Raw genomic sequence first — 14,523 nt, 5'->3', positions numbered from 1 at the left:
CGCTTCACCCAGGTTCTCCTAAAGTGTCATCGGTATGGTTTCAGCCAGCAATTACTGGCCGATTGGCGCCAGTATTGTTTTATTGAATACTAATTTCTATCGCCTGAGACCATCGGGGTTTCCACCTCTGGAGAGAGCCATTGTACCGTCTGGAACAACCAGAAAAGCAGCAGGAGACCTGCAGAGGTCTGCCCAACAGGCCGCAACCGCTGAAGGTCTCCTGCTGCTTTTCGTCCGGGTATCCATCCCCCCTCGCCACAAAACCATAATTTTATAAAAAATTAATGAAGGATGAATTGCTTTTATCCCCAAAAAGCGATACAGTATTATCATTAGTATTTTGGAAAGGGTCAGGTTTGAATGAATAAATTAAGGGATAAGTTTCAAAACTTTATGGAGGGACGTTACGGAATTGATGAGCTGGGCAGGTTTTCGATGTTTCTGTCTCTGGGGCTGATTGTGGTATCCTTTTTTGTGGCGACTTTGATTTTGTCTACTCTGGCTGTTTTGCTACTGGTGTGGGGGTATTTCAGGATGCTTTCCAGGAATCAGACAAAGCGGTGGGAGGAGAATCAGAAGTTTCTGGAAGTTAAGGAACGGTTTTTCGGATTTTTCCGAGGCAAATCCCGGGCCTTTAAGGATAAGGACCACTGCTATTTCAAATGTCCTAATTGTAAAAAGCTGCTTCGTGTGCCGAAGGGGAAGGGGAATATTTCCATACATTGTCCCCAGTGCCATACAGATTTTGTTAAACGTACCTGAGGGAGAATGAATGTTCGGATATATTACAGTTAATAAGGAAGAATTAAAGGTTAAGGATTTTGAACGGTACCATTCTTATTACTGCGGGATCTGCCGGGATCTGAAGCAGTCGTGCGGAGAGCTGGCCAGGATGACGCTCACGTATGATATGACTTTTCTGGCGATTCTTCTCACGGGGCTCTATGAGGAGAAGAGCAGTCAGGAGCGGCATTTTTGTGTTCTGCACCCCATGCAGAAGCGACCTTGCACAAGGAACCGTTATACCAGTTATGCGGCGGATATGAATATTCTGCTGGTTTACCACAACCTGATGGACGACTGGCAGGATGAAAAGAAGCGGGGAAGCCTGGGTGCGGCCCGGCTGCTGAGGAGGTCTTATCTGAAGACTGCGTCGCGCTATCCGCGGCAGGTCAGAGCGATCCGCCGCTATTTAAAAGAACTTCACAGGGCGGAAGAGGAACGCGTGGAGGATATTGATCTGGCGGCCGGGCTGACGGGGCAGTTGATGGAAGAAATTTTTGTATACCAGGAAGATATATGGAGCAGCGATCTGAGGAAGGTGGGTTTTTATCTGGGAAAGTTCATTTACCTGATGGATGCCTATGAAGATCTGCAAAAGGACCGGAGGACGGGAAATTATAATCCGTTTCTGCCGATCATGGGACGTCCTGACTACGAAGAGAATGCGCTGCAGATACTTACGATGATGGCGGCGTCGGCTTCCAAGGCTTTTGAGAAGCTTCCTGTTCTGGAAAATGTGGACATTTTAAGAAATATATTGTATGCTGGTATTTGGACGAAATATAAAATGCTGAGAGCAGAAAAAGAAAGCAAGCATGAGGAGAATAAATAACGAATGCAGGACCCATATGAGGTACTGGGCGTATCGAGAGATGCCAGTACAGACGAAATAAAAAAAGCCTACCGGACTCTGAGCCGGAAATATCATCCAGATGCCAACATTAATAACCCCAATAAGGCTCAGGCTGAAGAAAAATTTAAACAGATACAACAGGCGTATAAGCAGATCATGGATGAAAAAGAACATGGTACTTCTTCTTCCGGCGCCTATGGAAGCGGCAGCTACGGGTATGGCGGTCAGGCCGGCGGAGGCTACGGCAATGACGCAGAGATGCAGGCTGCGGCCAATTACATTAATAATGGCCATTACATGGAAGCTATGAGTGTGCTGAACAATATTTCCAACAGGAACGGCACCTGGTATTATCTGCATGCAATTGCCAATGCAGGGCTGGGCAATAATGTGAACGCTCTGGAGGATGCGCAGATGGCCGTCAATCTGGAACCGGAGAATCTGCAGTTCCAGAGGCTGCTTCAGCAGCTATCCGGGAACAGTGAATGGTATTCCAACATGGGAGGCGGTTACGGTGCGGGCGATTGCGGCCAGGGCAGCATGAGCAAGGTCTGCTGCTCCTGCTGTGCGATTAACGCGCTGTGCAGCTGCTGCTGTCCATACGGCAGAGTATGCTGTTTCTAAAAAATATTAAATAAAACTGAATAAAGCGGGGCGGGGCGGTAATACTATAAATGTTCATTGGAACCCCTCCAATGAGATACGAAAGATGAGTGAAATACTTATCCTCCCCTATTGAAGAAGCAGGTCAGCGGCAAAGGCGCCGCGGGCCTGCTTTTTTTCGCTTCACACTTTTTTCACAGGATTCAGGTCCTTTTTTAGGTTCATTTAAGGTTTCTTATCTACAATATAAACAGTGCCCCAGGCGGGCGCTGGGCAGAATCAGAAATTCAGGAGGAATCTTCATGAGGAAAAAAGGGCAGATCAAGAAGGAGCAGAAGGAGACAGCCGCAGTTCCGTCCGGCCGGAAGCGGCATGCGAAAAAGAAAAAAGTAATGATTGCGGCAACAGCACTGGGGGCGGCTGCCGTCGCGGGCATTTTTATTGTGCTGACAGGCCGCAGCGGGAAAGCGGCGGTGGCATTGGGTATTACGGTTAATGAGGTGGCGGCTGAGGCCGGAGATATTTCTAATACGGTTGTGGGAACCGGCAATCTGGAGGCGGGCGGGGCTTCGGCCCTGAACATTCCCTCAGGCCTTGTTATTGAAGATGTGCTGGTTGAAAGCGGGGATCAGGTGAGCGCCGGTGACGCGCTGGCGACGGTCAGCGAGGCTTCGGTGCTGGGCGCGATGGAAGAAGTCCAGTCGGCTATTTCAGAGTTGGATGAACAGATACAGGAAAATTTAGAGTCCACTGCAGAAGTTACCGTGACGGCCGGTGTCTCGGGAAGAGTAAAGGTGATATATGGAAGCGCAGGAGCAGACGCAGGTGACTGCATGGTCGGGAATGGTGCCATTATGGCGCTGTCAGCAGACGGCAAGATGGCTGTGACGACGGATAATGGAGCCGGTGCGGCAAAAGGGGATGCGGTAACGGTGTCCCAGGCTGACGGGACAACATGGAACGGCACGGTAGAAAGCGTCAGCGGACAGAGCTGTGTGACTGTATTTTCGGATGAGGGAGCCGGTGACAATGAAACCGTGACGGTGACGGCATCGGACGGCGCCGTTCTTGGAAGCGGTTTGACTTATATTCACCAGAAAATAGATGTGACTGTGACGGGGGGCACGATTTCAGAGATCAGCGTGTCAGAAAATGAAGAGGTGGAAGCCGGGGATACGCTGATGGTTCTGGAAAGCGATGCACGGACCGTGAAGGGAAGAGAGCTTTCAGCAGAACGTGAAGCGCTTGTTGCAACTCTCCAGGAGCTGCTGACGATCTCGAAGACATGTACCATAACAGCAGCAGTCGACGGGACGGTCAGCAGTGTCAACATTTCCGGAAGCGGTATTTCCGGAAGCCAGAGTGGGTCTTCCCAGGCTGTAGTCGCGTCATTTGCGTCATCATATACCGGAAGTGCCCAGGCTGGCACGGCACGGCTGACATCCGTTTCCGGCACAGAGCTTCCGCAGCCGGGAGAGGAGGATGCAGGCACTCAGCTCAGGCTGGCAGTGAAAAGTGCGGGAACGGGCACGGCAGACATACTTGCGCTACCCGCGCCGGAAAAAGGGAAGACGCCTGTGGCCGGCATACAGGCGGAAGACGGCAGTTACAGCGGAACGGTTGTCTGGTCCCCGGACGATACGGAATTTCAGGCTGCTACAGTGTATACGGCAGAGATTGAACTGACTGCCGGCGAGGGGTATTATTTCGGGGCGGACAGCATTCTGTCGGTGGAGATTGGCGTTATTTCGGGCATTACTGTATCTGAAGACAAAAACAGCCTGAGTTTCCGGATTTCGTTTCCGGAGACAGAGACGGAGCAGCAGACGCCTGAAGATTCAGGGGATCATCAGAGTCAGCAGGGCGGTTCAGGTACAGAGCAGTCATCGGAAAAAGGAAGTTCCGGCAATGGCAGCGTTTCCGGCGACGCCGGTGCTGTAAATATGAACGCTGTTAACACTTACAATACAGGGGCGGCGGTGCAAGGCGAGGCGTCATCTGCAACAGAATCCGGCGGGAGCGGTACTGTTTCGGGCAGCGGGTCCGGCTCTTCAGATGATAGCACCGATATCACAGCTTTTACGATAGCGTCCGGCGATGAAATGATATTATCAGTAAACGTGGATGAGCTGGATATAAATTCGATATCAGAAGACTAGGAGGCAGAAGTGACGCTGGATGCCATAGAAGGAAAGAGCTTTGCAGGAACAGTGACAAAAGTGGGCGCCAGTGCCAGCGCCAGCGGTGGAGTGGCAAAATACACCGTGGAAATCACGATTCCAAAGGATGAGCTGATGAAAGAAGGGATGAACGCTTCGGCGACAATTGTCATTGAGAAAAAAGAGAATGTTGTGACAATACCGGTCAATGCGCTGCAGGAACGGGGGAATGAAACTTTTGTCTATACGGAAAAAGATGACGAAGGGAATCTCAGCGGTGAAAAGACTGTGACTACCGGTCTGTCTGACGGCGATATCGTAGAAATTACGGAAGGGCTGGATGCAGGAGATACGGTATATTATCAAAAAAGCGGCAATACAGATTCAGGGTCCGGAAATATAGGCAGTTTCGATTTCAGCCAGATGCCGGGAGAAGGTGATTTCGGCGGGGGCGGCTTTGGAGGCGACATGCCGGACGACATGCCGGACATCATGGCGGGCGGGCAGGGAATGCCTTTCGGAAAGTAGAGGTGGCCGGTATGATACAACTAAGAAATGTCTCGAAAATTTACCGGATCGGCGAAGAAAAGCTGTATGCCCTGAACCGTGCGAATCTGGAAGTCAGGCAAGGGGAATTTGTCAGCATCGTCGGCCCGTCAGGCAGTGGTAAATCTACGATGATGAATATTATCGGATGCCTGGACACGGCAGATGAAGGGGAGTATCTTCTGGACGATATTCTGGTGGGGGAATACTCGGAGAAAGAGCTGTCCGGGATCAGAAACCGGAAGATAGGGTTTATATTCCAGAGCTTTAACCTCCTGCCCAGGCTTACGGCGGCGGAGAATGTGGAACTACCGCTGATCTATCAGAATGTCAGGACACAGGAGCGAAGAGAACGGGTACAGGAGGCGCTGGAATGGGTACGGCTGACGCACCGCATGAATCACAGGCCGCAGGAGCTGTCCGGCGGGCAGCAGCAGAGAGTGGCCATTGCCAGGGCGCTTGTGACCCATCCGTCCCTTTTTCTGGCTGACGAACCGACAGGCAATCTGGATTCAAAGACGGGAGAGGATATCATGGATCTGTTCCATACGCTCCACGATGCGGGAAACACGATTGTGCTGATCACCCACGATCAGCAGCTGGCCGGTGAAGCCGGCCGGAAAATTGCAATTCATGACGGACAGGTAAAGGAGATGGCGGAATGATCAGACAAACCCTGAAAATGTCCTGGAATGCCATACGTTCTAACAAGCTCAGATCCTTTCTCACTATGCTGGGAATAATCATAGGCGTAGTTGCCCTGGTAGTTCTGGTCTCTATCGCGTCGGGAGCTACCAGCTCAGTGGCGGATGAAATTTCCGGCATAGGATCTAACTATCTGACGGTGCGCATCAGCGACGATAAAGAGAACCCTGTCACATATACGGAATTTACGACGTTGTTAACGGATGAGGAAATCGGCGCCGCGGCGCCTGCAGGCACTTCCAGCGTAACAGCCAAAAGCGGATACACCAGCGGCACCATGACGCTGACAGGTACGACCGGAGGATATGCGCAGATCATGGATCTTGCGGTCAGGTACGGCAGATTTCTGAAGAACACGGATCAGGATAACCACTCTTATGTAGTAGTGATAACGTCAGATACGGCGGTGGAGTTTTTCGGGCATGCGGATGCGGAAGGAGAGACGCTGTCACTGGATGGAAAGAAATTCCTGGTGGTGGGAGTGCTGGAGGAAGAAAGCTCTTCTTCGGGCCTTTCGATGGGCAGCAGTTCAGAGAGCGGCACTTCAACTGTGAGCCTGGAAGGCTATATCCCCTATACGACGCTGTGCCGTATGTCTGATTCCATAAGAGATGTAACGCAGTTCTATGTGTCCTCGGTTTCAGAAGAATCGATGGACGGAGCGGAAGAGGCTGTGGAAAGAATCATGCTGAATCGGCTGAAGGGTGATGAAGACGCTTTTACAATCCAGAACCAGTCAGATATCATGGAAGCCGCACAAAATGTCAGCAATATCATGGCGCTGATGCTGGGCGGCATAGCGGCGGTTTCACTGCTGGTTGGGGGAATCGGCATTATGAATATCATGCTGGTATCCGTGACGGAACGGACCAGGGAAATCGGGATCCGCAAGGCGATTGGGGCGGGCAGAGGTTCGATCATGTTCCAGTTCCTGATGGAAGCGCTGATACTCAGTCTGCTAGGCTGTGTGATCGGGATCGGCTCATCTCTGGGGATCCTGCAAATTATAGAAATGGTTATAGGAGACGCCATGAGCTTTCAGATGAACTGGCAGACAGCAGGAGTGGCCGCAGGCTTCTCCGTGATCATAGGTGCCGTATTCGGCTGGTATCCGGCCAGACAGGCAGCGGGAAAGAAGCCGATTGACGCATTGCGGTATTCCGGATGAATGAGAAAGATACAGGCAGAAATCCAGCAGATGGATTTCTGCCTGTTTTGTTTGCCCAGCATGGGCGTATTCTAATGGGTGAAAGTCCCTAGTGCGCGTAGGCAACGACGAAGCACATAGCCGAACAGCAAGGGTGTCCGCCGTGAGGCGGAATCTGAAAGAAGCTGTGAGCAAATCTCTGACCTGACGGACAGGAATCGCATATAAGGCTCGGAAATACGGATAAGGTGGCAAAAGGCACTGAAGTCCAAAAGGTTGCCGGAAGTACGAGTAAATGCGGCAGGGACATGGAGAGAAAGAATGCGCACCTTAACTGGGGAGGTCTCACTGGCGGTTTCATCAGCCGTAGCAACAGCGAACAGTGAGGAGTCAGCAGAAGCCATAGTAGTGGGGAAGTTCCTGTAATGGGAATGGAGCGAAGGGCTGAACAATCAATCAGTTGAAGTACGTTCCACTTCGTAGCCGGAGCAACGTCTGACGATAACTTCAAAGGCGGCAAAGGCAAAAGGGGCAGAAAGGAAACAACGCATGGACACAGGTAGTCTAATGGAGCAGATATTGAGCAAAGAAAACCTTAATGCGGCATATCTGCAAGTCGTCAGGAACAAAGGAGCAGCAGGGGTAGACGGAATGACCGTTGAAGAACTAGGCCCATACCTTTCGGAAAACGGCGAAAACATCAGGGAACAGCTGCGGACGAGAAAGTATAAGCCGCAGCCGGTACGCAGAGTGGAGATACCGAAGCCGGACGGTGGAATAAGGAACCTGGGAGTGCCGACGGTGGCCGATCGTTTTGTACAACAGGCGGTAGCACAGGAGCTGACTCCGATATTTGAGGAGCAGTTTCATGACCACAGCTATGGATTCAGACCAAACCGGTGCGCACAGCAGGCAGTCTTAAAAGCACTGGAGATAATGAATGACGGACACAGTTGGATAGTAGACATCGACCTTGCGAAGTTCTTTGATACAGTAGACCATGACAAGCTGATGACAATCATCGGACGAACCATAAAGGACGGGGATGTGATATCAGTGGTAAGAAAGTTTCTGGCCAGCGGAGTGATGATAGACGATGAGTATGAAGATACAATAGTCGGCACACCGCAGGGAGGGAATATCTCGCCATTATTAGCGAACATCATGCTCAACGAGTTGGACAAGGAACTGGAAGCAAGGGGACTGGATTTTGTCAGGTATGCAGATGACCTCATCATCATGGTCGGGAGCAGGCAGGCGGCGGAACGGGTCATGAAGAGTGTGACGAGATTTATAGAGAATAAACTCGGACTCAAAGTGAATGGCGAAAAGAGCAAGGTGGATCAACCGAAAGGCATAAAGTATCTCGGGTATGGATTTTACTATGACACATTTGCCAAAGGATATAAAGCCAGACCACACACGAAAGCGGTGGAAAAGTTCAAGGAGCAAATGAAGAAACTTACATGTAGGAGTTGGGGAGTCAGCAACACCTATAAGGTGAAGAAACTCAACCAACTGATACGAGGATGGATTAATTACTTCAAAATCGGAAGCATGAAAAGGTTATGTAGAAAGCTCGATAAGCATATCCGCTTTAGAATGCGAATGTGTATCTGGAAACACTGGAAAACACCTAAGAACAGGGAAAAGAATCTTATCAAGCTCGGACTGCTACGGCGTGGGGCGCATGGTATTTCGTATGCAAAGGGATATGCCAGAGTGAGCAGAAGCTGGAATCTCCACATCGGTATCAGTAAAGAGAGACTGGCTAAGTTTGGGCTTGTATCTATGGAGGACTACTACGCCGAAAGGCGGGTTACTTGTTAAGTTGATTGAACCGCCGTGTACCGAACGGTACGCACGGTGGTGTGAGAGGTCGGTAGGCGAAATAATCGCCTACCTCCTACTCGATTTAATTCGCTCTCCAGCGCGATAGTCCGGCAAGCCTAACTCTTTGTACGGAGGAGAGGACTGCTCAACGAATCTCCAGTCCTATATGGAGAAAGATATCTCCTGTATATGCCTCCATGGAAAAGAAAAGTTCTGAGAGCAGGGAAGCGAAGCCGCTGATGTCTTGGTTCCTGATTTTTTCCAGCAGCCCTGCAGCAGCAGCTTCATAGGTACTGCAGACAGGAGATTGCTGAATGAACGCCCGAAGCGCATGTCCCCATAACAGCAGGTGGTATAACTGACTGCACACTTCCCGGATAAAAGCAGACGGGCTGTTGTCCCCGATAAAACGCAGGCATGTCTCAGCGGTGAGATAATATGCCCGGTCTCTGATGTGCTCCTGCAGCAGATGGATGAGAGGTCGGAAGCTGTCGGCGTCCATGGGCGAGAGAACGTGTATGGCCAAATCTTTGCAGGTGATGGCACAAAGCCGCATGGCGCGCAGAGACAGGAGCAGGCTTTTTTGTATTTGGGGATGGGCGAAATTGGGCAGTTCAGGATTATTTTTGGGTGCGATTTTGGTTCCGACCCCATTGATAGTCACAGTAGAGCGCATATCGCTGAGAAGCTCCAGGGTGCGCCGCATAGTGATCTGAGACACGCCGAATTCCCGCGCCATGGCCTGGCAGGACGGAAGCAGCTGTCCCGGATGATAGATCTGCCTGCTGATTCTGCTCATGATTTTTGTGGCGAGGGTATAGCACAATTGGGGATGATCCCGGTATATCTGCCACCGGAAAGGAAGCTGTTCTGCCGCAGGCCCGCCATCAAGTTCATCGAAGCGGTTTTGCAGAAACAGTTTCGTGATTCTGCTGTTATATTCCAGCATCTTATCAGCCGCCGCACCGGGACTGCCTTTCAGGATGAGCGCGAGCACCTGGTCCAGCTGCTGCGCAGCCTGGGATGCAATCTGGCCCGAACCGGCAGAATGCTGCAGGTAGGGAAGCCTGAGATAGCGCACAACCTCCCAGTGGAGATTAAGCGCCAGAGGATTTTCCATGGATTGCATAGTCACCGCATAGAAATGAGTAATTTGCCTGACTGGAAAATCGCTTGCCTTCTTCAACTGCCGGCGAAATTTTTTGATAGCGGCGAGATCCAGATTCTGAAAATAGAAACGTATGATTGGGTTGAAGACGATTCCCGAAAAACGGCAAATATCATTGATCCCCTCTTTACGTGCCAGAAAGGACGGGACGTTCTGCTGGTCCGCATGCCCAGCGGGCTGATAAATGACAGTGGCGGGCACCCGCTCCCGCGTTTCTATATAGCCTCTTTCGCGCAGTCTGGCAAGAGCGGTGCGGACGGTCAGGGCGCTGACCTGGAATTGTCTGCTGATATGGCTGATGGAAGGAAGGGCGCCGCCCTCTTTATAACAGCCAAACTCAATCTGTGAAGCGAAGAAATCAAAGATGATCTCTGTCATGCTGTCTGTTTGCAACGGTAGTTCCTCCTTTTAACTGGTTTATTATAACACAGCATCAGCGGGAAAGCCACCTTAGCGGCAGGAGAAAACTGCCCTCTGTTTAAGATTGCAAAAGATATTGAGGTTTGTTATAATGAACTGATAATATAGTGAACAAGGTTGGGAGTTTAGAAAGGGGTCTTGATTTTGGAAAATCTGCTTAAGGTACGGGACAGAATGAAGGAGAGCGTTAACAAGAATTTTCGGCATGCAACTCTGAATTTTATTTTTATAATCATCTATGTAAATGTATTCCAGCTCGTTTTTGGGATGGAAAATTCTATTGTCGGCGTCATTTTTACAATCATGATGTCTGCATCAATGGTCCGGGATCTGACAGGAGCCCCGGTCAAACATTTTCTGTGCCAGGCGCTGATTCTGGTACTGATGGCTGCCGCGGCCTGCTTTGTGGCTGCCGTGCCCCCATTGGCGGCAGTGCCGGTGAACCTGGCAATGATTTTTCTGATTCTCTATGCGTATACATATGAATATGTCAGTCATATCTATTTTCCCTATATTTTATCTTATCTGTTCATAGTGTTTATCTCGCCTGTCCCTCCGGAAGGGCTGCCCAAGCGCCTCCTGGGTACGGCCGCGGGCGCTGCCGGCATCATTCTCTATCAGTTGGTAAACGGACGGAATCGGGTGGCAGAGACGGCCCGGGAAGTTCTGACCGCCATGATTGATGAGGCGGAGTCATGTATCGAAGGTATTCTGTCCGGAAAAGATATTTCCAGGAATCCGGAGAAATTAAGAGGTGATCTGTGCAGGCTCAGCAAAATTGTCTATGAACGTCGGAAAAAAGCGCTGTGCATATCAGACGCGGGCTTTGCAATGATCGATTCCGGACAGGGACTGGAAAATCTTGTGCTTCTGCTCTATGAGATGGAAGGGCCGGTTACACCTGGCCGGGAGGAACTTCTGAGGAGAATCTCTTTTCAGCTAACCAATTTCCGTACTTTTATGATGAGAAAAGGGACGTCGCTCACGCTTCCGGCACGTTCCAGGTTTTGCGCGCAGGGAGATGATGAAGCTGGCCGGTTCTATCAATGCCTGCAGTACATCTCGGACCACCTGCTGAAGATGACGCTTCCGGAGGAAAAGAAAAGCTGCCGCAAGACGCTGATGTCATTTACAGTCCGCCTGAAGGCCGCTCTGCACGTGAGCCCTGTGAGAGTCATATATGCCCTGAGGGTATCCTGTCTGCTGACGCTCTGTACGCTGGTAGTACAGCTTCTCCAGCTTCCGCACGGGAAATGGCTGCTGTTCACAGTAGCTTCGGTTTCCCTGCCTTATGCGGATGATGTGGGTGCTAAGGCGGGCAAGCGCTTGATCGCTACGTTGATTGGAGGGGTTTGCAGCGTGGTGGTATATTCGCTCATTCCCACGGCAGGCGGCAAAACAGCCGTGATGATGATATCAGGTTATCTTTCGTTTTATTTTTCTGATTATTCGGCTACCTTTGCCTGTTCTACTGTGGGTGCCCTGGGGGGTGCTGTTTTTATGGGAAAATTTGGGTGGGGACTGGTCGGAAGGATGCTGCTCATCCGGCTGGGCTATATCGGAGCGGGAATCCTGGTGGCTTTAGCCGCCAACTGTTTGTTTTTCCCGTTTAAAAGAAAAACAGCCACCAGGCAGCTGTGGAAAAAATACGTGTCCACAACCAGGCTGTTGTCAGAGGTGTGCCGGAAAGAGCAGGCTGATCCACAGCTCTATTACAGCCTGGTAATCCAGGCTCATCTGCAGGAGGACAGACTCATGCAGAATGCGAGCGAGCTTAACTGGGAGGGCGCAAAGGGGCTGCTGGAACAGTGCAGGCAGGCTGTCCGCCTGGCTCACAGAGCCAGACCTGTCACCATTTAATCGATCATTGAGCCGGGAAGGCGGAGGAGCATTACTAATATGTTAAACAAAAAGGATGTGGAAAAGAGGGACGGACAGAGGGCGGCAGCTTATGAATACAATACACTGATGCGCCTCCTTGGAGCCAGCGTGAGCAAACATCTGATGGATGAGCATTTTACTTTGATATGGGCCAATGACTTTTACTATCAGCTCATCGGATGGCCAAAGGATGAATACGAAGCAATTTTTCACAACCGTCCGGATCTTTATTATCAGGACGATCAGGAGGTGTGGGAACAGCTTACCCAGACAGTAATTGCAGCAGTCGGTGCCGGGCAAAACGGATACAGGCTGGTCACGCGCATGAGAAGAAAAAGCGGGGACTATATCTGGGTGCAGTTTTCCACACAGTTTGCGGATGAATATGTAGACGGATTCCAGGTGGCGTATACGGTAATCACCAATATTGATGATTTTATGCGGGTTCAGAAGGAACAGTCGGTAACATATGAAAGTTTGCCGGGAGTGGTGGCGAAATACAGGATTGACAGTGAATTTCATATATATCTGCTGGAATCTAACACAAGATTTATAGAATATTTTGGGAATGAGGCTGAAAGGGAACAAAATGCTTTGTATCTGCGCAACTTCAGTGACAACATAGAAATAATCAGAAGACAAAAAGACAGCGTGCCCAGGGGAGATCAGCTTCAGTTCGTAATACATGTGAAGAACCTGAAGGGGCAGAAGCTGTGGCTGCAGGTGAATGCTACCTGTATTGACTGGCAGAACGGTGATCCTGTTTATCTGGCTATCTTTATAGATATTACCGATGTGACAGAGCTGAGAGAAATGCAAAAAAGGCTTACAGATCAGACAATTGCTTTAAAAGAGGCATTGGAAGCGGCAGAGAAGGCGAACAGGGCAAAATCAGATTTCCTGTCCCGGATGAGCCATGATATCCGCACGCCAATGAACGCCATACTGGGCATGACCACGATTGCGGCATCGCACATAGATGATCCGGAGCGGATTACAGACTGCCTGAAGAAAATTTCAGTGTCTTCCCGTCTCCTGTTGAGCCTGATAAATGAAGTGTTGGATATGTCTAAGATAGAGAGTGGCCGGATCGTCCTGGCGGAGGAAGAGGTCAACCTTGCGGAGCTTGTTCAGGGAGTTGTCACAATGGTACAGCCGCAGATTCATGACAAGAGCCTGGTTTTTAAATCACATGTAGACCATGTAACCCATGAGACGGTTGTGGGAGATTTGCAGCGTCTGCAGCAGCTTCTCCTGAACCTGCTGTCCAACGCGGTAAAATATACGCCGTCCAATGGTGGTATTCTGCTGGAAATAAGGGAAACTCCTTCCGGACAGGAAGGCACGGCCCAGTATGAATTTATGGTAACAGATACGGGAATCGGTATGAAGCAGGAATTTCTGGAACGTATCTTTGAACCATTTGAACGTGCGGAGGATGAAAAGATCCAGGCAATACAGGGCACAGGACTGGGGCTGTCTATCTGCAAGAGCATTGCAGAACTGATGAGCGGTGATATTACGGTAGACAGCGTCTATGGGCAGGGCAGCTGTTTTACCGCTTCTGTCCGCCTACGCGTCCAGGAGGAGATGATCGATGAAAGTGTTTTATACGGGAAATCGGTTCTGATCGTAGATGACGACGAAACCATTTGCCAGAGTACCTGCGAACGTCTGGAAAGCTACGGGATCAGAACGAAGTGGCTGACGAATGGAAAAGCGGCACTGGATGAGATCGGACGTGTGCACGCGGCCGGACAGGATTATTTTGCAGTCATCCTGGATTATAAGATGCCTGGAATGAACGGTATTGAGACGACCAGGAAGATCCGGGAAAGCGTTGGCTATGAACTGCCTGTCATTATGATATCTGCCTATGACCTGTCGGAGCAGATTGATGCAGCTAAAAAAGCAGGTGCTGATGGCTTCATAACAAAACCGCTGTTTTGTTCGAGCCTGATTTATAAATTAAAACAATATGTAGCGGGTTATGTGCAGGAACCGGTGAACCAGCAGCCGGTCAGCGGTTCTTATCCGGGCAGCAGGATACTGTTGGCGGAAGATAATGAGCTGAACAGGGAGATCGCGGTGGAACTGTTATCCAGCACCGGGGTTACGGTGGATACGGCAGAGAACGGTAAGAAAGCGGTGGATATGATGAAGGCTTCGGAGGAGGGTACTTATGATTTGATTTTTATGGATATGCAGATGCCGGTGATGGACGGCTGTGCTGCCACGGTATGTATACGGGCGCTTCCGCGGAGGGATGCAGCTACGGTTCCAATCATAGCCATGACGGCCAGCGCTTTTGCAGATGACCGGCAGAGGACGAAGGATGCCGGAATGAACGGCCATCTTGCGAAGCCTGTAGAGGTTAACCAGTTGCAGCAGGTGCTGCAGAAATGGCTGGGCAAGGCTGAATAGT

Annotated in this window: 11 protein-coding genes; 10 read left to right on the top strand and 1 reads right to left on the bottom strand. The window is 50.5% G+C overall.

The features are described 5' to 3' along the window. Positions 1-360: 360 nt before the first annotated feature. The 8 genes from H9Q79_RS10280 (at position 361) to ltrA (ending at position 8,626) form a co-directional block, all read left to right on the top strand. Positions 361-762, top strand: a complete 402-nt coding sequence (locus tag H9Q79_RS10280) for a hypothetical protein (protein WP_249328225.1) — start codon at positions 361-363, stop codon at positions 760-762. 10 nt (positions 763-772) lie between these two features. Continuing rightward, positions 773-1,615: a DUF5685 family protein gene (locus H9Q79_RS10275; protein ID WP_118647865.1), complete on the top strand. Its 843-nt coding sequence runs from the start codon at positions 773-775 to the stop codon at positions 1,613-1,615. A 3-nt stretch (positions 1,616-1,618) separates the two neighbouring features. Further along, complete coding sequence (locus tag H9Q79_RS10270) at positions 1,619-2,260, top strand: J domain-containing protein (protein WP_118647867.1); 642 nt, start codon at positions 1,619-1,621, stop codon at positions 2,258-2,260. A 281-nt stretch (positions 2,261-2,541) separates the two neighbouring features. Beyond that, positions 2,542-4,398, top strand: coding sequence for an efflux RND transporter periplasmic adaptor subunit (locus H9Q79_RS10265; protein ID WP_249328224.1), 1,857 nt, complete (start codon positions 2,542-2,544; stop codon positions 4,396-4,398). 9 nt (positions 4,399-4,407) lie between these two features. Further along, complete coding sequence (locus H9Q79_RS10260) at positions 4,408-4,926, top strand: efflux RND transporter periplasmic adaptor subunit (protein ID WP_249328223.1); 519 nt, start codon at positions 4,408-4,410, stop codon at positions 4,924-4,926. 11 nt (positions 4,927-4,937) lie between these two features. Continuing rightward, positions 4,938-5,609 (top strand): ABC transporter ATP-binding protein, encoded by a 672-nt coding sequence (locus tag H9Q79_RS10255; protein ID WP_249328222.1) that lies wholly within the window; start codon positions 4,938-4,940, stop codon positions 5,607-5,609. Continuing rightward, on the top strand, positions 5,606-6,817 hold the full coding sequence (locus H9Q79_RS10250; protein WP_249328221.1) for an ABC transporter permease: 1,212 nt from the start codon (positions 5,606-5,608) through the stop codon (positions 6,815-6,817). Before H9Q79_RS10255 ends, H9Q79_RS10250 begins: the two co-directional genes overlap by 4 nt. Positions 6,818-7,345: 528 nt before the next feature. Further along, positions 7,346-8,626, top strand: coding sequence for a group II intron reverse transcriptase/maturase (gene ltrA, locus H9Q79_RS10245; protein WP_118648862.1), 1,281 nt, complete (start codon positions 7,346-7,348; stop codon positions 8,624-8,626). A gap of 148 nt (positions 8,627-8,774) precedes the next feature. On the opposite strand, the gene H9Q79_RS10240 is transcribed toward ltrA, so the two are convergent. Then, positions 8,775-10,190: a GntR family transcriptional regulator gene (locus tag H9Q79_RS10240; protein ID WP_249328220.1), complete on the bottom strand. Its 1,416-nt coding sequence runs from the start codon at positions 10,188-10,190 to the stop codon at positions 8,775-8,777. Positions 10,191-10,361: 171 nt separating this feature from the next. Between H9Q79_RS10240 and H9Q79_RS10235 the strand changes: the two genes are divergently transcribed. Next, positions 10,362-12,077 carry an FUSC family protein gene (locus tag H9Q79_RS10235; protein WP_330596794.1) on the top strand — a complete coding sequence of 572 codons (1,716 nt, stop codon included), beginning with the start codon at positions 10,362-10,364 and terminating at the stop codon, positions 12,075-12,077. 39 nt (positions 12,078-12,116) lie between these two features. Beyond that, positions 12,117-14,522, top strand: coding sequence for a hybrid sensor histidine kinase/response regulator (locus H9Q79_RS10230; protein WP_118648443.1), 2,406 nt, complete (start codon positions 12,117-12,119; stop codon positions 14,520-14,522). The last annotated feature ends 1 nt before the right edge of the window (position 14,523 follow it).

The sequence above is a fragment of the Wansuia hejianensis genome (assembly GCF_014337215.1).
Taxonomy (GTDB): Bacteria; Bacillota; Clostridia; order Lachnospirales; family Lachnospiraceae; genus Scatomonas; species Scatomonas hejianensis.
Note: the sequence above shows the minus strand (reverse complement) of the source record. Positions and strands in the feature narration are given on the sequence as shown.

What these genes read in the sequence shown, in the direction of transcription:
- ltrA (WP_118648862.1), top strand. Translation starts at nt 7,346, where the DNA reads ATGGACACAGGTAGTCTAATGGAGCAGATATTGAGCAAAGAAAACCTT.
- H9Q79_RS10275 (WP_118647865.1), top strand. Translation starts at nt 773, where the DNA reads ATGTTCGGATATATTACAGTTAATAAGGAAGAATTAAAGGTTAAGGAT.
- H9Q79_RS10270 (WP_118647867.1), top strand. Translation starts at nt 1,619, where the DNA reads ATGCAGGACCCATATGAGGTACTGGGCGTATCGAGAGATGCCAGTACA.
- H9Q79_RS10255 (WP_249328222.1), top strand. Translation starts at nt 4,938, where the DNA reads ATGATACAACTAAGAAATGTCTCGAAAATTTACCGGATCGGCGAAGAA.
- H9Q79_RS10230 (WP_118648443.1), top strand. Translation starts at nt 12,117, where the DNA reads ATGTTAAACAAAAAGGATGTGGAAAAGAGGGACGGACAGAGGGCGGCA.
- H9Q79_RS10250 (WP_249328221.1), top strand. Translation starts at nt 5,606, where the DNA reads ATGATCAGACAAACCCTGAAAATGTCCTGGAATGCCATACGTTCTAAC.
- H9Q79_RS10280 (WP_249328225.1), top strand. Translation starts at nt 361, where the DNA reads ATGAATAAATTAAGGGATAAGTTTCAAAACTTTATGGAGGGACGTTAC.
- H9Q79_RS10265 (WP_249328224.1), top strand. Translation starts at nt 2,542, where the DNA reads ATGAGGAAAAAAGGGCAGATCAAGAAGGAGCAGAAGGAGACAGCCGCA.